The organism is Gordonia sp. NPDC003585, from assembly GCF_040610755.1.
In the GTDB taxonomy this organism is placed as follows: domain Bacteria; phylum Actinomycetota; class Actinomycetes; order Mycobacteriales; family Mycobacteriaceae; genus Gordonia.
Genome location: NZ_JBEXMX010000004.1, coordinates 67431 through 91744 on the forward strand (window position 1 = coordinate 67431; position 24314 = coordinate 91744).

The 24314-nt window shown below is 65.3% G+C and carries 24 protein-coding genes; 13 read left to right on the plus strand and 11 right to left on the minus strand.

Annotation, left to right across the window (positions count from 1 at the left end):
* Positions 1–3 precede the first annotated feature (3 nt).
* Complete coding sequence (locus ABZW74_RS01845; RefSeq protein ID WP_355273330.1) at positions 4–1038, minus strand: LLM class F420-dependent oxidoreductase; 1035 nt, start codon at positions 1036–1038, stop codon at positions 4–6.
* A 126-nt stretch (positions 1039–1164) separates the two neighbouring features.
* Here ABZW74_RS01845 and ABZW74_RS01850 point away from each other — a divergent pair, with 126 nt between their 5' ends.
* On the plus strand, positions 1165–1740 hold the full coding sequence (locus ABZW74_RS01850) for a PadR family transcriptional regulator (protein WP_240857254.1): 576 nt from the start codon (positions 1165–1167) through the stop codon (positions 1738–1740).
* A gap of 25 nt (positions 1741–1765) precedes the next feature.
* Here the strand turns inward: ABZW74_RS01850 and ABZW74_RS01855 are convergent, their stop codons facing one another.
* A complete protein-coding gene (locus tag ABZW74_RS01855) occupies positions 1766–2176 on the minus strand; it encodes a nuclear transport factor 2 family protein (RefSeq protein ID WP_355273333.1) in 411 nt (136 codons plus the stop codon).
* 72 nt (positions 2177–2248) lie between these two features.
* Positions 2249–3382: a pyridoxal-phosphate dependent enzyme gene (locus ABZW74_RS01860; protein ID WP_355273336.1), complete on the minus strand. Its 1134-nt coding sequence runs from the start codon at positions 3380–3382 to the stop codon at positions 2249–2251.
* Between the two features lie 78 nt (positions 3383–3460).
* Here ABZW74_RS01860 and ABZW74_RS01865 point away from each other — a divergent pair, with 78 nt between their 5' ends.
* Genes ABZW74_RS01865 through ABZW74_RS01875 form a run of 3 tightly spaced genes read left to right on the plus strand, consistent with a single transcriptional unit; the run spans position 3461 to position 5206 of the window.
* Positions 3461–4081, plus strand: coding sequence for a TetR/AcrR family transcriptional regulator (locus tag ABZW74_RS01865; protein ID WP_355273339.1), 621 nt, complete (start codon positions 3461–3463; stop codon positions 4079–4081).
* A gap of 6 nt (positions 4082–4087) precedes the next feature.
* Positions 4088–4798 (plus strand): class I SAM-dependent methyltransferase, encoded by a 711-nt coding sequence (locus tag ABZW74_RS01870; RefSeq protein ID WP_240857250.1) that lies wholly within the window; start codon positions 4088–4090, stop codon positions 4796–4798.
* Between the two features lie 12 nt (positions 4799–4810).
* Complete coding sequence (locus ABZW74_RS01875; RefSeq protein ID WP_240857249.1) at positions 4811–5206, plus strand: tautomerase family protein; 396 nt, start codon at positions 4811–4813, stop codon at positions 5204–5206.
* Positions 5207–5394: 188 nt separating this feature from the next.
* Here the strand turns inward: ABZW74_RS01875 and ABZW74_RS01880 are convergent, their stop codons facing one another.
* From ABZW74_RS01880 to ABZW74_RS01890, 3 genes are all read right to left on the minus strand, one after another.
* The gene (locus ABZW74_RS01880) at positions 5395–6507 is read right to left on the minus strand and encodes an alpha/beta hydrolase fold domain-containing protein (protein WP_240857248.1); all 1113 of its coding nucleotides are present in this window, start codon (positions 6505–6507) and stop codon (positions 5395–5397) included.
* 50 nt (positions 6508–6557) lie between these two features.
* Positions 6558–6911, minus strand: coding sequence for a VOC family protein (locus ABZW74_RS01885; protein ID WP_240857247.1), 354 nt, complete (start codon positions 6909–6911; stop codon positions 6558–6560).
* Between the two features lie 149 nt (positions 6912–7060).
* Positions 7061–7705 (minus strand): hypothetical protein, encoded by a 645-nt coding sequence (locus tag ABZW74_RS01890; RefSeq protein ID WP_240857246.1) that lies wholly within the window; start codon positions 7703–7705, stop codon positions 7061–7063.
* Here ABZW74_RS01890 and ABZW74_RS01895 point away from each other — a divergent pair.
* The 4 genes from ABZW74_RS01895 (at position 7704) to ABZW74_RS01910 (ending at position 13541) form a co-directional block, all read left to right on the plus strand.
* Positions 7704–7844 (plus strand): hypothetical protein, encoded by a 141-nt coding sequence (locus ABZW74_RS01895; protein ID WP_240857245.1) that lies wholly within the window; start codon positions 7704–7706, stop codon positions 7842–7844. The two genes, ABZW74_RS01890 and ABZW74_RS01895, sit on opposite strands and share 2 nt — an antisense overlap.
* A 110-nt stretch (positions 7845–7954) precedes the next feature.
* Complete coding sequence (locus tag ABZW74_RS01900; RefSeq protein ID WP_355273346.1) at positions 7955–9430, plus strand: DUF3375 domain-containing protein; 1476 nt, start codon at positions 7955–7957, stop codon at positions 9428–9430.
* Positions 9427–10200: a DUF4194 domain-containing protein gene (locus ABZW74_RS01905; protein WP_240857243.1), complete on the plus strand. Its 774-nt coding sequence runs from the start codon at positions 9427–9429 to the stop codon at positions 10198–10200. The genes ABZW74_RS01900 and ABZW74_RS01905 overlap by 4 nt, the downstream gene beginning before the upstream one ends.
* Positions 10197–13541, plus strand: a complete 3345-nt coding sequence (locus ABZW74_RS01910) for an SbcC/MukB-like Walker B domain-containing protein (RefSeq protein WP_240857242.1) — start codon at positions 10197–10199, stop codon at positions 13539–13541. Before ABZW74_RS01905 ends, ABZW74_RS01910 begins: the two co-directional genes overlap by 4 nt.
* Here the strand turns inward: ABZW74_RS01910 and ABZW74_RS01915 are convergent.
* From ABZW74_RS01915 to ABZW74_RS01925, 3 genes are read right to left on the minus strand one after another with little or no spacing between them, the layout of a single operon-like run.
* Entirely contained in the window at positions 13538–14620 is a 1083-nt protein-coding gene (locus ABZW74_RS01915; protein WP_240857241.1) for a hypothetical protein, read from the minus strand. The genes ABZW74_RS01910 and ABZW74_RS01915 overlap by 4 nt on opposite strands.
* Entirely contained in the window at positions 14620–15840 is a 1221-nt protein-coding gene (locus tag ABZW74_RS01920; RefSeq protein ID WP_240857240.1) for an ATP-binding protein, read from the minus strand. Before ABZW74_RS01920 ends, ABZW74_RS01915 begins: the two co-directional genes overlap by 1 nt.
* Positions 15804–16466: a response regulator transcription factor gene (locus ABZW74_RS01925; RefSeq protein ID WP_240857239.1), complete on the minus strand. Its 663-nt coding sequence runs from the start codon at positions 16464–16466 to the stop codon at positions 15804–15806. The genes ABZW74_RS01920 and ABZW74_RS01925 overlap by 37 nt, the downstream gene beginning before the upstream one ends.
* Before the next feature lie 263 nt (positions 16467–16729).
* On the opposite strand from ABZW74_RS01925, the gene ABZW74_RS01930 reads away from it, so the two are divergent.
* The 3 genes from ABZW74_RS01930 to ABZW74_RS01940 all read left to right on the plus strand — a co-directional run bounded on the left by ABZW74_RS01930 (position 16730) and on the right by ABZW74_RS01940 (position 19152).
* Positions 16730–17218 (plus strand): hypothetical protein, encoded by a 489-nt coding sequence (locus tag ABZW74_RS01930; RefSeq protein ID WP_355273353.1) that lies wholly within the window; start codon positions 16730–16732, stop codon positions 17216–17218.
* A 131-nt stretch (positions 17219–17349) separates the two neighbouring features.
* On the plus strand, positions 17350–18612 hold the full coding sequence (locus ABZW74_RS01935; protein WP_240857237.1) for an acyl-CoA thioester hydrolase/BAAT C-terminal domain-containing protein: 1263 nt from the start codon (positions 17350–17352) through the stop codon (positions 18610–18612).
* 45 nt (positions 18613–18657) lie between these two features.
* Entirely contained in the window at positions 18658–19152 is a 495-nt protein-coding gene (locus ABZW74_RS01940) for a M15 family metallopeptidase (RefSeq protein WP_240857236.1), read from the plus strand.
* Between the two features lie 49 nt (positions 19153–19201).
* Here the strand turns inward: ABZW74_RS01940 and ABZW74_RS01945 are convergent, their stop codons facing one another.
* Together ABZW74_RS01945 and ABZW74_RS01950 are read right to left on the minus strand one after the other, a co-directional pair.
* Positions 19202–20731 (minus strand): catalase, encoded by a 1530-nt coding sequence (locus ABZW74_RS01945; RefSeq protein ID WP_355273357.1) that lies wholly within the window; start codon positions 20729–20731, stop codon positions 19202–19204.
* Between the two features lie 246 nt (positions 20732–20977).
* Complete coding sequence (locus ABZW74_RS01950; protein WP_240857234.1) at positions 20978–23215, minus strand: NADP-dependent isocitrate dehydrogenase; 2238 nt, start codon at positions 23213–23215, stop codon at positions 20978–20980.
* A gap of 234 nt (positions 23216–23449) precedes the next feature.
* Here ABZW74_RS01950 and ABZW74_RS01955 point away from each other — a divergent pair, with 234 nt between their 5' ends.
* Together ABZW74_RS01955 and ABZW74_RS01960 are read left to right on the plus strand one after the other, a co-directional pair.
* The gene (locus tag ABZW74_RS01955) at positions 23450–23791 is read left to right on the plus strand and encodes a metalloregulator ArsR/SmtB family transcription factor (RefSeq protein ID WP_240857233.1); all 342 of its coding nucleotides are present in this window, start codon (positions 23450–23452) and stop codon (positions 23789–23791) included.
* Between the two features lie 3 nt (positions 23792–23794).
* Positions 23795–24280, plus strand: a complete 486-nt coding sequence (locus ABZW74_RS01960; RefSeq protein WP_240857232.1) for an SRPBCC domain-containing protein — start codon at positions 23795–23797, stop codon at positions 24278–24280.
* Positions 24281–24314 lie beyond the last annotated feature (34 nt).

Here is a 24314-nt window from a genome sequence, read left to right on the forward strand (position 1 = left end):
CCGTCAGTCGAGTAGTGCGGCGAGTTGTTGGACCTGCTCGACGCTTCCGGGCGAGACGAGCATCGTGGTCACACCCGCCTTCTCCCACACGCCGATCTGAGTGCGCACATGTTCGGCGTCGCCGACGATTGCGGAGTCGTCCACCACCTCGTCCGGGATGATCTGGGCCGCTTGGTCTTTGCGGTCGCTGCGGAACAGTGCGGTGACCTCGTCGACGACCTCGCCGTAGCCCATGCGACGGTAGACCTCGGCGTGAAAGTTGGTGTCCTCACTGCCCATGCCACCCATGTACAGCGCGAGGAACGGCTTGATGGCGGCGTACGTGGCCGCCTTGTCGTCGGTGATCACGATCTGGGCGGTCGCGCAGATCTCGAAGTCGGCCCGCGAACGGCGGGCGCCGGCGCGGGCGAATCCGTCGTCGAGCCACTCGTTGTAGGTGTCGGCCATGCGCGGCGTGTAGAAGAGCGGCAGCCACCCGTCGGCGATCTCGGCGGCGAGCGCGATGTTCTTGGGTCCCTCGGCCCCGAGCATCACCGGGATGTCGGCGCGACGGGGATGGGTGATCGGCTTGAGGGGTTTGCCGAGTCCGCTGGCCTCGGGTCCGCCCAACGGCAGCGGGTAATGGGGTCCGTCGCTGGTGACCGGCGCTTCGCGCGCCCACACCTGCCGCATGATGTCGATGTACTCCCGGGTGCGCGCGAGCGGTTTGGCGAAGCGCTGTCCGTACCAGCCTTCGACGACCTGCGGGCCGGAGACCCCGAGGCCCACGATGTGACGCCCGCCGGAGAGGTGATCGAGCGTCAGTGCCGCCATCGCGCAGGCGGTCGGCGTGCGCGCCGAGAGTTGCAATACCGACGTTCCCAGTCGAACCCGCTGCGTGGACGAACCCCACCAGGCCAGGGGAGTGTAGGCATCCGAACCCCACGCCTCGGCGGTGAACACGCTGTCGAAACCGGACGCCTCGGCCGCTGCCACGAGTTGACCGTGGTTGGTGGGAGGCTGCGCGCCCCAGTAACCGAGTTGCAGACCGAATTTCATCACTCACCCTTTCGACCGTGTGGCATCCGCCTGCGGGCGAAACTACGCCGCGCACGCGATTGGATCAAGGGGTGAATAGTCATATTATTGACTAAAGACGACGGATTTCGACGAACGGAGGCACGCATGTCCTTGCGCCATGCCGTCCTGGCCGCGTTGCTCGACGCCGACGCGACGGGCTATCAGTTGGCCAAGAACTTCGATGTCTCGGTGGCGAGTTACTGGTTTGCCACCCCCCAGCAGCTCTATGCCGAACTCGGCCGGCTCGAGACCGGCGGGCTCATCGTCGGCCGTGAAGTCATCCAGGAACGACGCCCCAACAAGCGCATCTTCACTATCACCGACGCGGGTCGCGCCGAACTCGAGGACTTCGTCGGCAACACCTCCAAGCCGACCTTCATCCGAGACGAGCTGCTGGTTCGGGTGTACGCCAGCGATGTGGGTGACCCCGGACCGCTCATCGAGCATCTGCACCAGCGCGCCGAGGCGTCCCTGGCCAAGGCCGAGTTCATCGAGGGGTTGTTGCGCAAGCTCCGCGGGGAGATGTCCGAGGACCGCTTCCTCGCGGAGGGTCGGCGAGTCGGGCCCTACCTGACTGGCCTTCGCGGCAGCGTGTTCGAACGCGAGAACGCCGCGTGGTACCGGCGGGCGGCCGGGGTGCTTGCCGCACGGGCCGCCGTCGCGGTGCCGATCGATCGTTGACGCACCCCAATCGGCAGCGCGACGCTCAGCCTGCGTTTGCCGCGATCTCTTCCGCCGCCTCGGCCTGGATCCGTTCGAACTGCGCACCCATCGCTTCGGCCAGCGCCGAGGCGCCCGACAGCGGCCGGACCATCACCATGAAGTCGTCGATCTTGCCCTCGTCGTCGACGTGCAGGAAGTCGCAGCCGGTGATCGTGCGACCACTCACGACGGTCTCGAAGATCAGCGCATGGTTGCGCCCGTCCGGGTCGGCGATCTCCCGTATGTAGCGGAAGTCCTCGAAGACGCGCATGACGCCGCGCAGGATCGCGGCGGTGATGGTCTTGCCGGGGTAGGGCTTGAACGCGACCGGGCTGGTGAAGACAACGTCATCGGCCAGTAGGTCGGCCATGGCCTGCGTGTCGCCACTCTCGACCGCCGCACGGAAAGGATGCATCTGAGCCAACTCCTAGTAGTCAATTAATTGACTAGATTCTAGGGCGCTCTCATCTCGTGGACAAGGGCGGCGTCATCCCACGACAGCGGCGATCCGGTCCGATGTCTTCGCACCTGTGCCGGTCAGCACCACCACGGTCGTCTCCGAACGCCGGATGATTCCGTCGGAAATGAAGCGGTCGAGCGCCGCTGCGGCGACCGCACTCGTCGGCTCCACAAAGAGACCATGCGATGCGAGAGCGCGCAGCGCAGACACGATTTCATCCTCGGTCACCGCGACGGCGGCCCCCGCAGACCTTCCGATGGCTGCGACGACCTCGGGCAACCGCACCGGACGAGCGATCGCGGCGCCCTCGGCGATCGTCGGGGCCCGCTGCCCGGTCTGGTGAATTCGATTCACGGTGTCGGCGATCGCGGCCCAGTCGCGTGGTTGTCCGACGAGCAGTCGCGGTCGACGATCGATGGCACCCGCCGACAGCAGTTCGGTGAACGCGAGGTCGCAGCCGAGAACGAGGTTTCCCGAGCCGGCCACGACGACGATGTTGTCGGGAGCGGTGAATCCCAATGCCTCCCAGATCTCATAGCCGATTGTCTTCACGCCCTGCACGAACATGGGATGCCAGTTGTGGCTGGCATAGGGGATGCGAGCCGAACGCCGGATGGCCTCGTCACCGACGTCGTCGCGGGTTCCCGAGACGAACACGAGTTCGGCGCCATGCGCCCGCGCCTGGACCACCTTTGACGCCGAGGTCGCCTCTGGCACCAGGATGGTCGCGTGCACACCCGCTGCTGCCGCATAGGCGGCCACCGACGAACCACCATTACCCGACGAGTCCTCCAACACGGCCTGCGCACCCTGCGAGCGCAGATGCGACATCATCACCGAGACACCACGATCCTTGAAGCTCGCTGTCGGATTGAACCATTCCAGCTTGAAGTGCACGCGATGCTCACCCCAATCGAGCAGGGGCATGGGAGTAGCGCCTTCTCCCAAGCTGATTCGGTGACGCTGGTCCACCGGGATCACCGGGGCGTAGCGCCACAACGATCGTTCACCGACGACGATGTCCGCGGACGTGAGGCCAGGCAGCCGGCTCACAGCGAGGGGCGACCCGTCCGCCCCTCGCCACCGCGGATCGGTCAGCTCGTATCGCGTGCCGGATCGGTCGACGAGGTAGGCAGACGATGTCCGACGGTCGGCGCACATGTCTTCCGAGGCTAGACCGTCCGCGCCGAGGTCGAAACGATCCTCGTGATCGCGGCCCGATCTGCCACACTCATCACGATGGGTGCCAAAGGCGGCCGCGTGTACAGCGGCGTGGAGGTCGACGAGCGTGTGGCGCAGCGTCGAAGCAGGCTGTTGGAGGCCGGTCTCGACATTCTCGGCGATCCACGCGGAGACGACGACCTCACACTTCGCGTGATCTGTCGGCGCTCGGGGCTGGCCCAGCGGTACTTCTACGAGAGCTTCGCCGACAAGGACGTCTTCGCTGCCGCGGTGTACGACTGGGCGATGGCACAGGTAATCGACGAGGTGCAGGGTGCGCTCGCGAGCAGCACATTCCGCGCAGGAACGCGTGTGGGTGTGACCCAACTGATCCGCACCATCGCCGGTGATCGACGCATCGGCGAGATGCTGTTCGGGCGGCATCAGACCAACGATGTGATCGTGGCCAAGCGGTTCGAGTCGACCGCGGCGTTCGTCGCGCTGTTCAGCGCGCAGTCGGGCGACCGGTTTCGTCCCGACGAACACGGCAAGCCGCCGCTGATCTCCCACTTCCTGGTCGGTGGGGTCGCGCAGGCTATCGCCGCATGGCTCAACGACGACGTGGACGTCAGCGAAGATCGCCTTGCCGACCAACTCGTCACCTTGCTCACGTCCAACGGCGTGGGGCAACCACAGTGAGTGGTCATGATCGATGACATCCTGATCACCGCCCGACCGCTCGGCGAGTATCGCGCGATGTTCTCGCTGACAGACGCAGACCTCGCATTGCCTGTACTCGACTGCGCAGCAGGTGCTTCCGCATTCACCGCCGAGGTCAATGCGGCCGGGGGAGACGCCACAGCTTGCGACCCGAGATATGCCGAGCACCCCGCCACGCTCGACGCGCTGACCCGGTCAGAGACACTGCGCGGCAACGAGTTCGTCCGCCGCCATCACGACGACTACCAGTGGAGCTTCTACCGCGACCCCGACGACCACCTGGCCCGACGAATGCTGGCGTGCCGGCGATTCGTCGACGACATCACCGCTCATCCCGAGCGCTACGTCGCAGGCTCGTTGCCCGACTTGCCGTTCGACGACGCCAGTTTCGGTCTCGTGGTGTCGTCGCATCTGCTGTTCAGCCATGCCGACAAACTCGATGAGCGCTTTCACCTCGAGGCCCTTCGCGAGATGTGCCGCGTCAGCTCCGGCGAGGTGCGCGTATTCCCGCTGGTGGCATCGGGTTCGACGCCGGCCCCGGACGTCGCCGCTCTGCTCGAGGCTCTTGACGGCGAGCACATCGACACCGAGATCCGGCCGGTTGACTACGAGTTCCAGCGCGGCGCAGATCGGATGCTGGTCTGCCACTCGCGCGCCGCCGCCGAAAATCGAGTTCAGGATCATCCGACGGCGTGACACGATGTCGTCATGCCCAGCTCACTGATCGAGACCCGACGCGAATGCTCTCCTGACCACGAAGCCGCGATGATCGACGCCGTCCACGACGCACTGGTCGCGGCTTTCCGAATCCCGCAGAGCGACAAGCACGTACGGCTCATCGCGCACGAGCCGCACCGGTTCTCGTACTCACCCGGCCTCGCATCACCCGAGCTGTACACACTGGTGACGATCGACTGTTTCGCCGGCCGGTCGGTAGAGGCCAAGCGCAACCTCTACCGCGAAATCGTCACTCGTCTGGGCGCCCTGGGCATTCCGAGCGACCACATCACCATCCTGGTGCGCGAAGCGTCCACCGAGAACTGGGGGATTCGCGGCGGACAGGCCGCCTGCGACGTCGACCTCGGCTTCGACGTCAACGTGTGATCGAACGAGATGGCCGCACGCTCGCCGAGGCGGCAAATGCTTACTCACGCCGGCCTCAGCCCGGATCCGTGGAAGCGTGTCGAACGATGACCGCAAGGACGCAGACCGGCCCAACTCACCTCAGACAGCGGAATTTCGGGCCCAGCTCTGCCTTCCACGGATCCAAGCCGAGGTGCGAGGAGCGCAGTTCAGTGCGTCTGCTCGGCAGCGAGGTCGGGTTTGACATGCCGTGTGGAGAGTTCCTCGAGCGCACGGAACACCCGTCTCGATGACTCGGCCCACGGCATGAGGATCGGAAAGACGTGGAACATGCCGTACTCCTCCATGGCATAGACCTGCACTCCGGCACCTTCGAGTCGTTCGACGAACAGCCGGATCCCGTCGCGGAACATCTCGTCGGCACCCCAGCACACGAAGGTCGGCGGAAACCAGTCCGGGTCGGGGTCGTCGACGATCGAGACCCGCGCGTCATTGGGTTGCACGCCTTGCAGATACGGGGTGACCGGGACGTTCCAGGGGAGGATGTCGAGATGTGCGTTCTCGGTGACCGACGGATGATCGAGATCGAGGTCGACCTCCGGCGAGAACAGCGCAACCGCGGCGGGCATCGGAAGATCATGTGCGTGCAGGTACGACACCAGAGACGCGGCGAGTCCGCCACCGCCCGAATCACCCGCCACCACAAGGTGATCCGGCGACACACCACGGTCGAGCAGGCCGCGGAACACGTCCGCGGCGTCGAGAACGCCTGCGGGGAAGGGGAATTCGGGTGCCATCCGGTAGTCGGCGATGAACACCTCGTTTCCGGTGGCCTTGACCAGCGAGGCGGCGAACGCCGAGTACATGATGGGTGACGTACCGATGTAACCCCCGCCGTGGAGGTAGAGGATCGTCGCCCCGATCTCCTGCTTGTCAGCGGGGTCGTCGACGTAGGCATCGGAACTGGCCTTGGCACGACACCACAGACCCGGAACGCCGCCGACAGTGTCCGCGGTGATCTCCACACCGTCGGTCAACGCGATGAATGGGGGCATAACCCACTGGCAGATGTCGTCGAGGATCTTCTCCATCGAGCGGAACTCGTCGATGGGTAGTCCCATCGAATAGCCCATGAAGGACCGAATGGTCTGTCGCGTCACCGACTGGCCGATGTTGTCGAGGAGGCCGGCCGGGCCGCGCCAGGGTTGGCGGAACGGGACCTGCGCCAGTCCGTTCAGCATCGATTGCGCCAATCCCACCACAGCCAGGGCGGTGACCGGCGCGGACGCCGTCTGAACCTCGGGGCGGTCTGCCATAACCATGACTCAACTGTAGATCGGAACACCCGTGATGGGTGAGGGCGAGCGACGCCTCAGTCGAGTTCGGTCGCCCGCGGGTGGAACGGCTGATAGAGACCGACCTTGCTTCCGCCCGGCAGAACGAATCCGGTCAGCCGGCCCCACGGTTCGTCGGTGGCCTCGTCGAGCGTCACGCCCCGAGCCCGAAGGGACGCCGTGGTCTCCTCGAGGTCGTCGCACGTCAGATACAGCTCATGTGCGGTGGAGGTGTCACTGGGATGTACCGCGAGTTCGGCCGGCGGAAGTTTGAAGATGAGCCAGCCGTGGCCGGCGTCGACATGGGGATACTCCAGCACGTCGGTGAAGAATTCCCGATCCGCGTCGGGGTCAGAACTGAAGACGATGATGTGCGCGCCGGAGATTGCCACGCGTCAACCTTCGCAGATCGAGACGACACCGGGACGAGGTTGGCGGTCCCGGCGAGCCAGTCGGGTCGGGGGTCTGACTGACTCACCGGGAACCATCGAGTACATCGGCGCACCTCGACGCGGCGTTACACAATCTCGAAAAGAAATTCTCAGCCGGCCAGAACTACCTGCATACCGGGCTTCATGAGGTCTGCGATCTCGTTCCACGGCACGGTCACCGGCAGGTAGTCACCGGCGGCGTGACTCACCGGAACGTAGACATGAAAACCCGACTGCAAAGGCACCCAGTTCGCGAAGTTGTTGATGTCTGCGGCGACCGGGTTGGCCCGGCTGTCGATCCGGTTGACCGACGCGGCCAGACGTGCGGCAGCCGCGTTCTGATCGGTGAAGACCTCGGAGAGGAGAATCGGCTGCGCGGTGTCGGCATTGATCGTGATCGTCGCGACCGTGTTGTTGGGGTGGGCGGCTCCACGGCCATAGGTGGAGAAGATCGCCACACCGGCCACCACCTGCTGCGTTGTCGTGGTCACGCGACTGCGCTCGTCACCGAGCAAGGTGCCGTCGGAGACCGTGGCGTCAGACAACTGGTTGACCACGTCGGTGAGCGCCGAACGCATCCCGGTGTTGAACCGCTCTCGGACGGGCGCCTGCCCGCCGGTCACCTGCGGCAGATTGACGTCGAAGGTCGTCGTCTCGGTGCCTCCACGGGTCGGTACCAGCGTGCCGACGTAGCCGCTCACGGCCTGCGTCGATGTGCTCGGCGACGACGGTGGCGACGTGACGGTGGTCGTCATGACCGTCGTGGAAATCTCCGTTCTGACCGACGACGGGGTGGAGCCGGTGTCGTCAGTGGCGCATCCGGCTGCAGCCGCCGCGGTCGCAACCAGCACGGCGACGATCAACCTCGAATTCCTTTGCATGGAAAAACGGTAGGCCATGTGGACCGACATTTCGTCGTGATCGGTGAGCGTGGCAGACTACCTCGGGTCCTCCTTCTGGGGGTCCTCATTCTGGGAATACCGCCAACACCTCCGAGGGCTGCGATGAACGGTACTGAGCTCAGCGACGCCGGCCCGGCGACGCTTGCCGAGGTGTGGGAGGCCAACAGGTCGATCCAGCGTTCGGCCGCGGTCCGGCTCTTCGCCGCCGCCAACTCGGCCCTGTACGTCACCTTGATGGAGCGGCATCTCGACTTCGGCGCACGCCTGGCCGAGACCGATCTCGCCGTCCGGCTCGAACGCGACGTTGCCGAGCTGGGCGCCGCCGACACCCCGAACGGCCTGGATCTGATCAAGCTGTGGGCCAAGCAGGGATGGCTGCACCGGGTGACCGACAACGCCACCGATGGCGCCCCGAACCTCTGCTACCTCTCGACCGACGCTCGATCGGTGTTGGACTATGTGCGCCGGCTGCGTCGTGAAGACAGTGTCGCGACCGGCGGCTCCATCAACGGCATCGCCGCGGGCCTCCGACGGGTCGCTGGTCAGGTCTCCGACGATCCCGACCACATCCGCGACGAGATCACCCACCAGATCGAAGAACTCGACGCCGAACTCGCCGACCTCGACGCCGGCCACCGACGAGCCCCGGATCTGCGGAGCGCCGAGGACGAAGCGCGAGCAATCGCCTACCAGATGGAGCAGGTGATCACCGACATCGGCCAGTACGGCAGCATGCTCGATCGCATCACCACCCAACTGCTCGACGACCCGAACGATTCCGACCTCGCCTACCGCGATAGACAACGTCAGATGTTCGACGACTACGAGGCACTTCTGGAGTCGTCGCAGAGTGCGTCGTACCACGCGTTCAGCCAGATGATCCAGGATCCCGAGCAGCGGGCGCGGCTGATCTCCGACATCGAGACGGTCACCGACCACCTGCCGGGCATCGACACCGGGCTGCGGTCGGTGATGGACAACTTCTTCGGGTTGGTCACCCAACAGATGGGTGAGGTCGGGCGCACCCGTCAGCGCTGCGCGCGGCGCATCCGCAGGTTCGTGGCCTCGGGCACACTCGAACAGAGTCGCGGCGTGGCCCGACAACTCAACGACGCGATCGCCACCGCAAACGAACTGCTGAAGGCGTCCCTGTCGGATCGCCGCATCGGCTACGAGATGCCGCTGGCCACACCTGCGGTGTCGTCGGTCGGCCGACTCGCCTTCGAGGTCCGCCATCCCGATCCGCCGGCGCCCGCCCTGCCCGCCGGTGGCGACGCCGACCTCTCCTCCTTCGCGTCGCTCGCCGGCCAGGTCGACACCGTCGAACTCACCGAGACGGTCAACAACGCGGTCCTCGACGGCCCGGTGACACTGTCGGAGGTGCTTGCACGGCTGAACGAGCCGTACCTGGCGCACGTCATCGTCCTGTGGTCGTGGGCGCTCAAACAGCCCGGCAACAACGCACATGAGTCCGTTGCGCTCCGATTCCGCTCCCTGCAGGGGGAGGACCAGGCGATCGAGGTCCCGGCCCTGATGTTCACCGAACCGATTCCGACCGCGGAGGTCGACGCGCTATGACAACAACCACCGATGACGGTGCACCGGACGCCGACGAATTCGCCGGCTACGACGACCTACCCGCCGCGGCGACTGGACCGGCCGACGATCTGCGGCCGCGCCACCCTCGGTTCGACGGCGATCGCAGCGAATTGCCCGACCGCGCCTGCTGGGCGCTGCAGAACCTGGTGACGAGGCGATATGTCAGTGGCGACCGACATCCACAACTCTGGGCCTGGGTTTCCGAGTACTCCGATGCTCTGCGGGTGCGGCTGTCCGAACTCGACCTGCGGTTGCGCATAGTGGACGAACTGCAGGTCGCCTTCGTCGAGCAGGCTGGATATGATTCACGTTGGGGCAGAAGGATTCTCAAGCGGGAGACGATACAGACCTACGACGCCATACTCGCGCTGCACCTGGCGAAGTACGCTCGTGCCGCGCGCGATGAGCACATCATGATCACGCGCGAAGAAATCCATGAACTGTTCGCAGGAGTCAGCAACACGATCGATCGTGATCTCGCGCTGTTCGACAAGCGCATCGAGCACGCCATCGACAAACTCGAAGAACTCGAGTTCTTGCGCAAGAACCGCGACGATCCCGACACGTTCACCGTCAGCCCGGTCATCTCCGCCGTGATGACCGCGTCGGTGATCACCGATCTGCAGCGGCAGTTCGAGCAGTTCATCTCCGCGGGCGACACCGGCGACGACGACCAGTCGGTCGATGAGGCCGGGACGCAGGTCATCGCACTCGATTCCGACGAGGACGACGAAGGAGACGATTGGTGAACCAACCCGTCGACCAGTACTCCCTGTCCCGGCTCCAGTTGATCAACTGGGGTGTCTTCGACGGGTACCACTCGATTCCGTTCAGCCCCAACGGATCACTGATCACCGGGTCGTCGGGCAGCGGCAAATCGTCTCTGTTGGATGCGATTTCGCTGGCCTTCCTGCCCGATCACCGGCGCAACTTCAACGCGTCCGGCGACGCCACCGCTGCCGGTTCGTCGAGCGGGCGGCGCACCGTCGGCAAGTACGTGCGTGGCGCGTGGGGTGAACGCCGCGACAGCGCCAACGCGGCCCGCGAGATCATGTACCTGCGCGGCGCCGGACCGGCCTGGGCCGCCATCGCGGTGACCTACACGTCGACGTCGGGTGCGGCGATCACCGGACTGGTGCTCAAGTGGCTGGCGGCCGGAAAGATGACCGACGCGCACAGCGCCTATTACATCCACGACGGTGACACCGACATCGCCGAGGTGTGCAACGCCTGGGCGACCGGCAATCACAATTCGGCCCGGTTCCGTGAACAAGGCTGGCGAGGTGGGCCCGGCGAGGGTAAATACCTTGCCACCCTGTACTCGCTCATCGGGATCCGCGCGTCCGAGGCGGCCCAGCAGCTCCTCGGAAAAGCGAAGTCACTCAAGAGTGTTGGCGGTCTGGCGCAGTTCGTTCGCGAGTTCATGCTCGACGAACCGACCAGCATCGCGGGCATCAAAGACGCCCTTGAACAGATCGACCCGCTCGTCGAGGCACGAGAACTGCTCGATGTGGCCCGGCGCAAACGCACCATCCTCGCCAACATCGAAACCGTCCAGGAACGCTATGTCGCCGAGGCTGCGACGTTCAGCGTCCTCGACACGATCGATCCCACGACGGTGCGTTCGTACGTGAACAACCTCCGCCTCCACAACGCGACGCCCGAAGTCAGCGACCTCGACGATCAGATTGCAAGGCTCGACGGCGATTTGGCGGCCCTCACCGCCCAGCACGACCAACTCCGGCAAGACCACTCGCATCTCCTGTCGCGGATCGCGACGTCGACCGGTGACCTCGCCCCGCTGCAAGAGCAACTCGCGACCGCCCAGAAGGTGAGCAACGAGGCCTCGATCCGGCGGGCGAGCTACGAGCACAAGGTGACCGCGCTCGGTTTCTCACCGCCCAACGACGCCGAGGAATTCTGGTCTCTGCGCGAGACCCTGATGGAGGACGCCACCCACATCGAGGGCCAACTCGAGGCCGGCAAGGCGCATTTTGCCGAGACCCTGGCACGCGAGGTGGCTGCGCGTACCCAGCGTGATGCGGTGGCCGACGAACTCACCCGGGTGCAGCAGGCCGGTTCGGCCCTTCCGCGCGCCGAGCACGAGATGCGGCGGGTGCTCGCCACCGCGCTGGGCATCGACGAATCCGAATTGCGTTACGTCGCCGAACTCGTCGAACTCGATCCCGACCAGGAGCGCTGGCGGCTGGCCGTGGAGAAGGTGCTGCGCTCGGCAGGCTTGCGACTTCTCGTTCCCGACAAGCATTTCCGGGCAGCACTTCGGTTCGTCAACAACCACGACATGCGTGGACGGATTCAGCTGCACCATGCCGAGGATCGTCGACCGCCGACCCCCGAGGCCGGCACCCTCGGCGCCACCTTGCGGGCCGTCGACCCGGCGCACCCGTGCTCGTCGGAAGCGCTGTCCATCCTTGCCCGCCTCGGCAATTACGCATGCGTCGAGTCGACCGCCGACTTCGGCGACCACACCAAAGCGGTGACCGATCGTGGTCTGCGCAAGGACTCGGCGAAGCTGGCCGTCAAGGACGACCGCCAAGCGCTGCGACCCTCACAGTACGTGTTCGTCGGCAATGTCGACGCCAAGATCGCAGCGCTGCAAGAGGAACTCGACGCCGAACAGCACGCCTACGACCAGGCGCGCGAGGCCAGTGCGACGCTCGACGGCGAACGAACGTCGCGTGAACAGCGCCGCGATTCCTACCGCAGACTCTGCGAGCAGTTCACCCAGTGGAGCGAAATCGACCTCGATTCCGCCGACGATCGGGTGGATCAGCTGGCCGAGCAGTACGACCTGCTGATGGAAGAGCACCCCGATGTCGAGGCGCTGCAGCGCAAGGCCGAGGACATCTGGGAGCAGGTGCGTGCCGCGATCTCCCAGGCCGCCCTGGTGCGCGACAAGATCGCGACTCACGATCGGCGCCGCACCCAACTGCTCGATCTGATCGATCGCCTGAAGCCGGAACCGATTGCGCCGCAGGCGCAGACGTCCCTCGACGGATTCCGCGAGGAGTCGGCCGCCACGCTCGACGTGCTCGCGCCCGAGTCGTACCGGCAGGAGCTGGTGAAGGTCGTGTCCCGCGACCGCGATCGAATGCGTTCGGACACAAGGCGTTCGCGTGACGAACTGGCCCGCATCCTCGACCGATACGACGAAGAGTTCCCGGACGCCATCCCCAACGACAGCGACGATTTCGACGAGCGCATCCACGACTATGTGTCGCTGTGCCGACGGATCGACGAGCGGGAACTCCCATCTGCCTACGAGCGGATGCGCCGGCTCATCACCGAGCAGGCACCGGGCGCAATCCTCAACCTGCACATGGCCGCCGACGCGGAGGAGCGCCGCATCGTCGAGCAGATCGAACGTGTCAACAGCGGTCTGGGTGCCGTCGCATTCAACCGAGGAACCCGACTGCGATTGCATCCGGGCCGCAAACACCTGGCTGCGGTCGCCGAACTGAGCGAGAAGGCGCGGCAGATCTCGGGCCGGGCGGCGGCGGTGGGTTTCGGTGACGAGCAGGCGATCCTGGAGCAGTATGCCGACATCCTGCTCCTGCGCGAACGGCTGGCGGGTGCCACGCCCGAGGACCGGCAATGGACTCGGGACGCACTCGACGTGCGCAATCGCTTCGACTTCTATTGCGAGGAGCACGACGCCGACAGCGGCGAGACCATTCGGACCTACAGTAACGCCGGCGACAACTCCGGTGGCGAGCAGGAAAAGCTGATGGCGTTCTGTCTCGCGGGCGCGCTGAGCTTCAACCTGGCGAGTCCCAACGGTCATGACAACCGTCCGATCTTCGCCCAGCTGATGCTCGACGAAGCCTTCTCCAAGTCGGATCCGCAATTCGCGCAACAGGCCCTGTCGGCGTTCCGGAAGTTCGGCTTCCAGCTGATCATCGTTGCGACCGTGCAGAACACCAGCACGATCCAGCCGTACATCGACAACGTCGTGATGGTGTCGAAAACCGAAGGGGCCGATGCGCGTCCGGTGGCGACCGCGATGTCCACCTCGATTCAGGCGTTCTCGGATCTGCGCCGCTCGAGCGGGGCGCGGCTGCCGGTCTAGATGCCGTTCTCCGCTCCGGCGGTGGCCTCGGCCGCACCGGCGGCCGCGATCTCGTGGATGCTCACGCCGTCGGCGGTGATGGTGGTGATCGTGGCCAGAGACGTCCGGCCCGGAGGCTGGAGTCGGATGGTGATCTGTCCGTCGACGGCCCGGTCGAGGTGGGTGACGATCTCCGCGTGGAGTCCGGCCATCGTCGCCTCGTCCGCATCCGTTGGCCCGCTGCGACTGTCGTCGAGGAGCCGGACGTCGACGCCGCGCGCCCGTGCCGCCCAGGTCGATCGAGTCACCTGCCGGACATCGAGAGCACGTGCCCGGATCCCGTCGCGCAGCCGCGCCTCGAGGAGACGTGCGTGTTCGACGTCACCGCCGGTCAGACCACCGTCCTCGGCGATGGTGACGAGCAGCGGGCGAGCCAGTTCATCGAGCCGAGCCTTTTGCGTCGCCCGCTCGGTGCGGACCGCGTCGGCGGCGGCACGCTCGGCCAGCTGACGGGTCTGGGCAGCGCGCAGCCGATAGATGGTCGCGGCGGCGGGTCGCACCAGCCACGCGAACAGAGTCGCCGAGACCATCAAGCCGGTGCTGGACAGCAACTGTCCAACGGCCTGGTCGAGACCGCCTCCGGTGCGCAGCGCCCACGCCGCCGCCACCGCGAACACGATCGCCTGACTCGTCCACGACGCCGCCACACGTCCACGCACACACAGAAAGGCACACAGGACCGTGCCGCCACCGAAGGCCACCGCGGCCTGCAGCGGCTGGTTGATGGGCACCGGCAGGGCGGGCAGCATCGCGATGGCCTGCACGATCGGGACGATCGCGACCACGACGGTGGCGCGGCGAGGGAGTGGGTCGCCGTGGGTCCGCAGGAGCACCGCGCCGCCGACGGCGAGCAGCGCGAGCGGAACAACCGCCGCGGCGACCCCCACACCGGACTTCAGCGACCCGAAGGTCAGCAGACAGCCGGCCGCGAAGAATCCGTACGCGACCGTGCGAGCGCCGCGTGAATGCATACCGAGAAGGTCATGGACCGGATCCGAGCCACGGCCCGGATCATCCTGGTCGACGGGCGACGTCGGCATCACGAGCGCCACTCGAGTTCGACGGTGGTACCGGCGTCGACCGCACTGGTCACCACGGATCGGCCACCACGAAGTCGCTGCATGCGTCGAGTGATGCTGAAGTCCAGACCGAGCCGGCCGCTCTCACGCCGCCGCGAATCGAACCCGGGCCCGGTATCGGCGATGACCAATCGCAGAGCCCGCGGTGCCAGCCATGCGGTCACCTCCTGGGTCGCCCCGGCGGCGTGCAATGAGCTGTTGCGCAATGCCTCGGCGGCGGCGGCGAGCATCTCTCCGACGACATGTGCGGGATACCGCGCGCCGGCCACGTCGCCGTCGGTGTGGATCTCCGGCTGCACGGCGTGCTCTGCACACACACGACGAAGCCGCCGCTGCAGGGCGTCGATCCCAACCGCTTCTTCAACGGCGAGCTGGTGCGCCAGCCGATCCAGTTCGGTCAGCGCATCGCGGGCATGAGATCCGACACGCGGATCATCCGGTGTCCGATGCGCTTGGAGAAGGGTGGCCAGGACGCGGTCGTGCACCAGTGCGTCGAAACGTGCTCGTTCCTCGTCGCGCGCCACCCGCGCCGCATCGGCCACCGCTTGTCGCTCCACGTCGCGGCGCGTGGCGTCGAGCAGGTGCGCGGTGCGGACCGTGAGCAGTGCTGCGGCGACAAACACCGAGCTGAAGGCCACCGCCCACACCGTCTCGTAGGCGACCCGCGCGGCCAATGACTCCACCCCGACGAGTCCTAGCTGGTTGGTCAGGACACTGAGAAACGACGCCACGACCTGGCCCGCGAACGCCCACGCGGGTGGGGCGACCAGGGCCGCGGACAGGCCGGCGAGACCCGAGAACATCACCATCCAGGTGCTCCTCGCCGACATCACGTGCCCACCGTTCCACGCGATCAGCCACAAGAGATTGGCGAGCACGTAGCCGCCGAAGGCGGCGCACGCCGCGACGCCCGTGGCACCCCGCATTCTCGAGAAACTGGGCATCGTCGAGAAACTGGTCGCGATCAGCGCGAGCCCGGGGCCGAAGACCAAGACGACGGCCACCGGCGTCCACCACCCGTCGACCATCTGACCGTCCGCACCCAGTTCCGGGATCGACACCAGTAGGTAGGCCGCATACCCGAGTCCGACGAATCGGGTCAGGAGCCGCAGAATTCGATCACCGTCTGCGGTCTGCGCCTCCATCACATCCCGGACGTACGGTGCGGCATCGATACCCACCCGTCCTCCAGGGCTCGCTTGAACAGGTCGAGTTTCGTGTTCGCCGGCCTGCCGGCCGACGCGTACTTCTGCCGGATTCGTTTCAGATACTCGTTGACGGTGTCGATTTGAACATTCATCGCCTCGCTGATGGACCGTGACGTCGCGCCGTTGGCGTACAGGGTCAGCACGCGCTGCAACTGTGGACTCAACCGCACCGCGTTCAGGTCTGGGTCCGCGTCGATGGCGGCAGCCCACTCCGTGCCGAGGACGGGTTCACCCCGTGCCGCTTCCTCGATCGCTCGAATCACCATGTCCTCCGGCGCCGACTTGGGGATCATCCCGAGCACTCCCGCCTTGGCTGCCGAGCGCAGTAGATCGGGGTATTCGCCCGAGGTGTACACCAGAACGTGAATGCCGTTGGTGTGCAACAGTTCGACATTGGCTTGCGGGCTACTGTCGTCGGTGAGGCGCAGATCCAGGATCACCAGGTCGAAACCTCCGTCGCCGCTGAGCAGTTCGGGAACCGTCTGCGCCGCACCGGCGAGAGTGAGCCACGAATGGCCGTCCAGAATTCGTTCGATACCCCAGACCGTGGACTGGTGGTCGTCGACGACACCCACGCGCGCCACTGCGTCGGCTTCCATTCGTCGACCTCCCAATCATCGATCCCGCAACCACCGTGTAGGGTCCCGGCAAGCTTCATTCTCGCCTATCCCACTGTCGCACAGACCCACTGGACGGGACATGTGATTAGGTCGTGTCCGGCGACGAACACATCCGAATCTCCGAAAGTCCCCCCGCAACTGGGACTTATCACCCGACCCCGGCGTTTCTAGGCTCAAAGGAATCGGCTGAGCACGTCCCGTAGCCGAGACCCCACCCAGGGAAGTCGAGAAGGAGAACGCTGATGGGAACCACCAAAGGCCGGCACCTGCTGGCTCTGATCGTCGCGACCGTGGCACTCGTATCCGGGCTGACCGCAGTCGGGTCCGCACCAGCGGACGCCCGACCGTTCCCGCCGGGCGGCGCGAACGCGACCCTCGTGATCAAGAACCAGACCGGTTGGCCGCTCCAGCTGAACTCGTACCCGTACACCGACGCCTCCTCTGGCAGTTCGTCTCCCGACCGCTGGATCGACCGGCCCGCACAGGTACTCCAGCCCGGCCAGACGACAGTGGCACGGGCCTGGTCGACGAACCCCGTCCATTTCTCGGTGACGGTGGACTACAGCTACAACTACCGATTCGGCAGCACGTACCACTACGTGTCCTCGCTGGCGCACCAGTGGGGAATGACCTGGACCGCAGGCTCCAAGGCTTCACAGCCGGGCGAGCAGGTCATCGCCAGGGTCTACCGCGACGCACCGAACATGGCGGCGACATACACCCTGCAGTAGCCAGGCGTGCCGACCGGACCACGGTGTCGTGGAGATCGCCCCTCCTCGACACCGTGGCTCCGGCCTGTACCGGCCTGTACCGGTCGGAATACACCATTGGCGACGAGTGATGATGGGGGAGAGGGCAAATCATGGATCTTCATATCTCGGGTGAGAGCGACCTGGTGGATTCGCCACTGCGATTCCGGGTGTCGGGCACTACTGCGGACACCGTCGACCTCATCGTGTCGACCGCGGACGCGGCGGGTGCGCCATGGCGGTCGAGCGCGTCCTACGCGGTGGGCCCCGGCGGCTGGCTCGACATCCCCGACCTCGACTCGCCGTGGGCGACGATGCAGAACAAGGCCGTCGACCGCCCTGCGGCGATCTTCGAGAACTGCGCCACGGAAATCGAATTCGCGATCACCGCGAACACCGCTCATGACTCGGCGACGCAGACCGTGCCCCGGCGATGGGGGCTGGATTTGCGGACCGAACGCATCACCGGCGACGGGTGGGTCCTGCAGATCTATCGTCCGCCCAATGATCAGCCGTGTCTTCCGGGGATCGTGGTGTTGCCGGGAACCATGGTGGGACGATCGATCGCAGCGACGACCGCCCTGCTCGCGTCGCACGGGTACGTTACCGCGACGCTGTACTACACGCAGCAGCCCGGCCTCCCGGACGCCTTCTCACGCATCGCGACCGAAGACATCGCGGGCGGCATCGAGGCGTTCCGGCAGTTGCCCTACGTCGACGGCGACGCGGTCGCCGTGCACGCCGGATCGGTAGGGGTCCAGACAGCGCTGGCCACCCTGATCACCACCGGCACCGCGGTCCGTGCCGTCGTGGCGGTCGCGCCGAGTCATGTCGTCTTCCAGGCGCTGCGCGACGACGGACCACCGCAGAAGATGTCCGCCCTCACCCACGGCGGTGAGGATCTTCCCTACGTTCCGGTCAAGTCCGAGCGACTACTGCCACAGGTGCTGCGCAACGAGCTCCGCCGACGGATATCCCGCACACCGACATCGACGGCGTTGGCCACCAGCAGCGCGTACGAGGCCGGCCTCCGCGATGCGTCAGCTGTCGCGGAGGCGACCCTGCGCGTCGAGGACATCGACTGCCCCATGCTGGTGATCGCGGGCACCGCAGACAGGTGCTATCCCGCGGCCCCGATGGCCGCCGCGATCATCGATCGACGCGAGGCCGCCCGCAACCCCTTCGCCGCCCAGGATGAACTGCGGATCTACGACGATGTCGGACATTTCATCCGGCCGCCGGCGATCCCGACGACCGTCGACCGCTCGTCCGGGCTGATCTCGGGAGGGAGTCCAGCAGCCACGGCCGCCGCCCAACGGGATGCGTGGACGCACATCCTCCGTTTCCTGCGGACCCAGCTGAGAGTGTCGGCCTGACGCGCCGGTTGGCCACATCCCGCGGTGACGGGCTTTACTGTGCGCATGCGTTCTCATGGCCGGCCATACATTGCGCGGCTGATTCTTGCCGTCGCACTGTTGCTTGCGATCTCCACGTTCGGGTGGAGTCCTGCGAGCGCGTCGACCACCGCAGGCCTGGACCCGACGCTGGCGACCGCCTATCGCCAGGCCGCCACTGCCGCACAGTCACAAGGCGTGCCGTTGAGCATCACGTCGGGAAAGCGTTCGGTCGCCGAGCAGCGGCGGTTGTGGCGGGAAGGAATCGCCACCTATGGCAGCCCCGCGGCCGCCCGACGCTGGGTGTTGCCGCCAGAGGAATCAACCCATGTCACCGGGTACGCCATCGACGTCGGCCCACGCGCCGGGGCACGCTGGCTGGAGACGAACGGGTACCGCTGGGGTCTCTGCCGCACATTCGCCAACGAATGGTGGCATTTCGAGGTCGCGACCATCCGGGGGTTCGCGTGCCCGCCGATGTGGCCCGACGCGGCCGCCCGGATCGACCACAATCCCGGTTGATCGCCGCGCAGTTGATCGTCGAGCGGGCGACGATCAACTGCGCGTGCCGTCACGAACTCTGCACCTTCTCCTGCATCGACGTGCGCGCCGGATTGCCCTGCTCATCGACCTTCGGATCGGGTTCGCCCTGCTTGTCGGCGACCCCCGCCTTGATCCGGGCACCGATGTCGGGGTCGACTCGACTCCAGTAGTCGAAGGCCCGTTCCAGGACCGGTGTGGACACGCCGTTCAAGAGATGTCCGACGACGTTGTCCACGAATCGTTCTCGGGCGGCGTCGTCGAACACTTCACGCACCATCGTGCCGGCCTGGCCCCAGTCGTCGTCCTCGGGATGATCCACGTAGGCACTGCGGATGATCTGACCGTCGGCTGCCCACTGCGGTTCGGGCTGACCCGCGTACACGGCAGCCGGCCCGCCCTTCGAATTCGGTGCGTACACCGGATCGCTCACCGGGTTGATCCGCATGGCGCCATCCTTGGAGTAGGTGTGCACGTCGTTGCGCGGACTGTTCACCGGGATCTGCTTGTAGTTCACTCCGAGCCGTGCGCGATGGGCGTCGGCGTAAGAGAAGACCCGGCCGAGCAGCATCCGATCGGGGCTGAAGCCGATCCCAGGCACCACGTTGTTCGGTTCGAAGGCCGCCTGTTCGATCTGGGCGTGGTTGTCGGTCGGGTTGGTGTGCAAGGTCATTGTTCCCACGTCGTGCAGCGGGTAGTCGCCGTGCGGCCACACCTTTGTCAGGTCGAACGGGTTGAACCGGTAGCCCACCGCGTCGTCATAGGGCATCAACTGAACCTTCAGCGTCCAACTCGGCCGGCCTCCGTCCGCGATGGTCTCGAACAGATCGCGGGTGTGGAAATCGGTGTCCGCGGCTGCCATCTGATCTGCTTCGTGCTGAGTGAAACATTCAACGCCCTGATCGGTGATGAATTGGTATCTCACCCAATGCTTGACCCCCTGCGCATTGACCCACAGATACGTGTGTGAGCTGTACCCGTTCATGTGCCGCCACGTCTTCGGGATTCCGCGGTCACCCATCAGCCAAGTGACCTGATGCGCGGACTCGGGGGACAGCGTCCAGAAATCCCACTGCATGTCGTGGTCGCGTAAGTTGTTGTCGGCGCGCCGCTTCTGTGAACGGATGAAGTGCTGGAACTTCATCGGGTCCTTGATGAAGAAGACCGGCGTGTTGTTGCCGACCATGTCGTAGACACCTTCGGTGGTGTAGAACTTGAGCGCGAAACCCCTTGGGTCGCGCCAGGTGTCGGGGCTGCCACGCTCCCCGGCAACCGTCGAGAAGCGAGCCACCATGTCGGTCTTGACCTTTGGCTGGAACAACGCCGCACACGTGTAGGCCGACACGTCCTCGGTGGTCTCGAATGTTCCAAATGCGCCGCTGCCCTTGGCGTGCGGCTGACGTTCGGGGATTCGCTCGCGGTTGAACTGGGCCATTTGTTCGATGAGGTAGTGATCGTGCAGAACGATCGGACCGCCGGCACCGACAGTGAGCGAATGTTCGTCGCTACCGGCCGGGGCTCCCGAATCTCGAGTCGTATACAGGGAATTGCTCTTGGTCATATCGCCTCCGAGCACGGTGAAGCAGGATGGGCTGAAGTGACCCGGACTGTTTCAGGCCGTGGGGCTGATCCTACACTTGGAAGCGCAAGGGCGAGGGCCGCTCGCGCGGTCGGCACCTCGCAGTTCGACGCGGGATGCCGAGTCGGCTCAACTGTGTGCTCTCCAACAGGACACAGACTGTCCGGAGCGCCTCCGCGGCAGACTGCATCTCCCCGGGTCAGCGCTCCGGTCACCGATCTCTTCAGGTCAGGACTGAACCGCGTCCAGCGCCTCGTTGAAGGTGGTGCTCGGGCGCATCACCTTCTTGAGCAGATCGCCGTCGGGGTAGTAGTACCCGCCGATGTCGACGGCTTCGCCTTGTGCGCCGTTGAGTTCGCCGAGAATGGCGTCCTCGTTCGCGGCGAGTGACTCGGCGAACGGTGCGAAGTGCTTCTGCAGGTCGGTGTCGTCGGTCTGTTCGGCCAGCGCCTGCGCCCAGTACAGGGCGAGGTAGAACTGGCTGCCGCGGTTGTCGATCTCACCCACCTTGCGCGACGGTCCCTTGTCGTTCTCCAGCAGTTTGCCGGTGGCCGCGTCGAGCGTCTTCGCCAGGATCTCGGCCTTCGGGTTGTCGTTCTTCTTCCCGAGATCCTCGAGACTGACTGCCAGCGCGAGGAACTCACCCAGCGAATCCCAACGGAGATGGTTCTCCTCGAGGAGCTGCTTGACGTGCTTGGGTGCCGAACCGCCTGCGCCGGTCTCGTAGAGCCCGCCGCCCGCCATCAGCGGCACGATCGAGAGCATCTTGGCGCTCGTACCGAGCTCGAGAATGGGGAAGAGGTCGGTCAGGTAGTCACGCAGGATGTTGCCCGTGGCCGAGATCGTGTCGAGGCCGCGGATCAGCCTCTCCATCGTGTACCGGATTGCCCGAACCTGCGACATGATCTGGATGTCGAGACCGTCGGTGTCATGATCCTCGAGGTACTTGTGCACCTTGGCGATCAGCTCGTTCTCGTGCGGACGGTAGGGATCGAGCCAGAACACAACCGGCATGCCGGATTCACGGGTCCGGGTTACGGCCAGTTTGACCCAGTCCTGAATGGGTGCGTCCTTGACGATGCACAGTCGCCAGATGTCGCCCTCCTCGACCTCCTGGGTGAGCAGCACCTCGCCGGTCTTCAGGTCGGTGATGTTTGCGGTTCCGGCCTTGGGTACCTCGAATGTCTTGTCGTGTGAACCGTATTCCTCGGCCTTCTGTGCCATCAGGCCGACGTTGGGCACCGTACCCATCGTCGTGGGATCGAAGGCCCCGTTGGTCTTACAGAAGTTGACCATCTCCTGATAGATGCGGGAGAAGGTCGATTCCGGGTTGACCGCTTTGGTGTCCTTGGTGCGGCCGTCTGCGCCGTACATCTTGCCTCCGGCCCGGATCATCGCCGGCATGGAGGCGTCGACGATGACGTCGCTGGGGGAGTGGAAATTGGTGATGCCGCGCGCCGAGTCGACCATGGCCAACTCGGGCCGGTGCTCGTGACACTTGTGCAGATCGTCGACGATCTCCTCGCGCTTGGACGCGGGCAGCGACTCGATCTTGCTGTACAGATCCGACAGACCGTTGTTCACGTTGACGCCCAGCTCATCAAAGAGCTCACCGTGTTTGGCGAAGGCCTCCTTGTAGAAGGTCCGCACCGCGTGCCCGAACACGATCGGATGGCTGACGCGCATCATCGTCGCCTTGACGTGCAGCGAGAACATCACGCCGGTCTTGTAGGCGTCTTCCATCTGCTCTTCGTAGAACTCGATGAGCGCCTTCTTGCTCATGTACATGCTGTCGATGACGTCGCCGTCGGTCAGCGACACCTTCGGCTTGAGCACGATCGTCTCGCCGTCGGCGGTGACCAGTTCCATCTTGATCTCACGGTCGCCGTCGACCGTCATCGACTTCTCGCCGTGGTAGAAGTCGCCGTGACGCATGTGGGCGACGTGGGTGCGCGACGCCATCGACCATTTGCCCATGCTGTGCGGATGCTTCTGCGCGTACTCCTTGACCGCCTTGGGGGCCCGACGATCGGAATTACCTTCGCGCAGAACCGGATTGACCGCACTGCCCAGACACTTGGTGTAACGCGTCCGAATCTCTTCTTCCTCGGGGGTCTTGGGGCTGCCCGGGAAGTCGGGGAGTTTGTATCCCTTGCCCTGCAGCTCCTTGATGGCGGCGAGCAACTGGGGGACCGACGCGCTGATGTTCGGCAGCTTGATGATGTTGGTGTCAGGATCCTGGGTCAGCCGTCCCAATTCGGCCAGATTGTCGGGCACCCGCTGTTCTTCGGTGAGGTAGTCACCGAACTCGGCCAGCACGCGGGCGGCCACCGAGATGTCGCTCGTCTCGATGTTGATGTCGGCCGCGTCGGCGAATGCGCGGATGACCGGAAGGAAGGCGTAGGTCGCCAGCATCGGCGCCTCGTCGGTCAGGGTGTAGATGATGGTCGGCTGCTTCGCGTTCATAACCCGCCTTTGTCTCCGGTTTCTCTTCACTCACCACATGGATCGCATGCGTCCGAGCGTCTCGGCGCTACCAGTATCTCGTTGTGGGTCGAATCGTGCCGAACGTTGGGTCCTACCCACCGGTAACCGCGCCGCGCCGAGACGGGTGGCGGCACGTTCCCACGAGTCACGATAGCCGGGCTTCTGCGATCGAGGGCTTGACAACATACAACCAATTGGTTGTATGTTGGAACGGTGAGCGAAGCGGATGAGGACCGGGCCGACGCCCTGTTCCATGCACTCTCCGACCGCACCCGCCGCGACATCATGCGGCGCGTGCTGGCGGGGGAGCATTCGGTCACGGCACTGGCGGCCAAGTACGACATGAGCTTTGCCGCTGTGCAGAAACACGTCGCCGTGCTCCAACGCGCCGGACTGCTCAACAAGCGGCGCAGCGGTCGCGAGCAGATCGCGAGCGGTGACGTGTCCGCGGTACGTGCGGTCTCGGACATGCTCACCGAACTCGAGCAGGTCTGGCGCGGCCGGATTGCCCGCATCGACGAACTGATCGCCACCGACCCCACTCAGGAGGACTGACCCATGCCGGTCACCAGCGTCGCCCACGACATCGACACACTCACCATCACCATCACCGCCGAATTCGCGGCCCCCCGAAGCCGGATATGGCAGGTTTACGCCGACCCGCGTCAGCTCGAGAAGATCTGGGGACCGCCCACCTACCCGGCGACCGTCGTCGACCATGACTTCCGTCCGGGCGGTCGTGTGACGTATTACATGACGAGCCCGGAAGGGGATAAGTTCGGCGGATACATGGACATCATCTCCGTCGACGAACCCAGTGGCTTCCGATTCACCGACGGGTTCGCCGACGGCGACTTGAATCCGGTCGATTCGATGCCGGTGTCGACGAGCGACTACACCTTCTCCGAGCACGACGGCCGCACTGTCGCAACCTATGTCAGCACCTACGCCTCCGCCGACGACCTACAGAAGGTCCTCGACATGGGCGTCCTCGAAGGCTCCTCTGGAGCCATCAACCAGATCGACGACCTTCTCGCGGCATAGTCGTCGAATCTCGCCGTACCGGTCCCGGCGACAT

Coding starts and splice junctions, on each gene's coding strand:
- ABZW74_RS01895 (WP_240857245.1), top strand. CDS start 7,704: ATGACCGTCGTGGAAATCTCCGTTCTGACCGACGACGGGGTGGAGCCG.
- ABZW74_RS01925 (WP_240857239.1), bottom strand. CDS start 16,466: ATGGAAGCCGACGCAGTGGCGCGCGTGGGTGTCGTCGACGACCACCAG.
- ABZW74_RS01935 (WP_240857237.1), top strand. CDS start 17,350: ATGGATCTTCATATCTCGGGTGAGAGCGACCTGGTGGATTCGCCACTG.
- ABZW74_RS01915 (WP_240857241.1), bottom strand. CDS start 14,620: ATGCCGACGTCGCCCGTCGACCAGGATGATCCGGGCCGTGGCTCGGAT.
- ABZW74_RS01890 (WP_240857246.1), bottom strand. CDS start 7,705: ATGACGACCACCGTCACGTCGCCACCGTCGTCGCCGAGCACATCGACG.
- ABZW74_RS01855 (WP_355273333.1), bottom strand. CDS start 2,176: ATGCATCCTTTCCGTGCGGCGGTCGAGAGTGGCGACACGCAGGCCATG.
- ABZW74_RS01880 (WP_240857248.1), bottom strand. CDS start 6,507: ATGGTTATGGCAGACCGCCCCGAGGTTCAGACGGCGTCCGCGCCGGTC.
- ABZW74_RS01850 (WP_240857254.1), top strand. CDS start 1,165: ATGTCCTTGCGCCATGCCGTCCTGGCCGCGTTGCTCGACGCCGACGCG.
- ABZW74_RS01865 (WP_355273339.1), top strand. CDS start 3,461: ATGGGTGCCAAAGGCGGCCGCGTGTACAGCGGCGTGGAGGTCGACGAG.
- ABZW74_RS01860 (WP_355273336.1), bottom strand. CDS start 3,382: ATGTGCGCCGACCGTCGGACATCGTCTGCCTACCTCGTCGACCGATCC.
- ABZW74_RS01950 (WP_240857234.1), bottom strand. CDS start 23,215: ATGAACGCGAAGCAGCCGACCATCATCTACACCCTGACCGACGAGGCG.
- ABZW74_RS01905 (WP_240857243.1), top strand. CDS start 9,427: ATGACAACAACCACCGATGACGGTGCACCGGACGCCGACGAATTCGCC.
- ABZW74_RS01875 (WP_240857249.1), top strand. CDS start 4,811: ATGCCCAGCTCACTGATCGAGACCCGACGCGAATGCTCTCCTGACCAC.
- ABZW74_RS01870 (WP_240857250.1), top strand. CDS start 4,088: ATGATCGATGACATCCTGATCACCGCCCGACCGCTCGGCGAGTATCGC.
- ABZW74_RS01930 (WP_355273353.1), top strand. CDS start 16,730: ATGGGAACCACCAAAGGCCGGCACCTGCTGGCTCTGATCGTCGCGACC.
- ABZW74_RS01960 (WP_240857232.1), top strand. CDS start 23,795: ATGCCGGTCACCAGCGTCGCCCACGACATCGACACACTCACCATCACC.
- ABZW74_RS01940 (WP_240857236.1), top strand. CDS start 18,658: ATGCGTTCTCATGGCCGGCCATACATTGCGCGGCTGATTCTTGCCGTC.
- ABZW74_RS01945 (WP_355273357.1), bottom strand. CDS start 20,731: ATGACCAAGAGCAATTCCCTGTATACGACTCGAGATTCGGGAGCCCCG.
- ABZW74_RS01845 (WP_355273330.1), bottom strand. CDS start 1,038: ATGAAATTCGGTCTGCAACTCGGTTACTGGGGCGCGCAGCCTCCCACC.
- ABZW74_RS01900 (WP_355273346.1), top strand. CDS start 7,955: ATGAACGGTACTGAGCTCAGCGACGCCGGCCCGGCGACGCTTGCCGAG.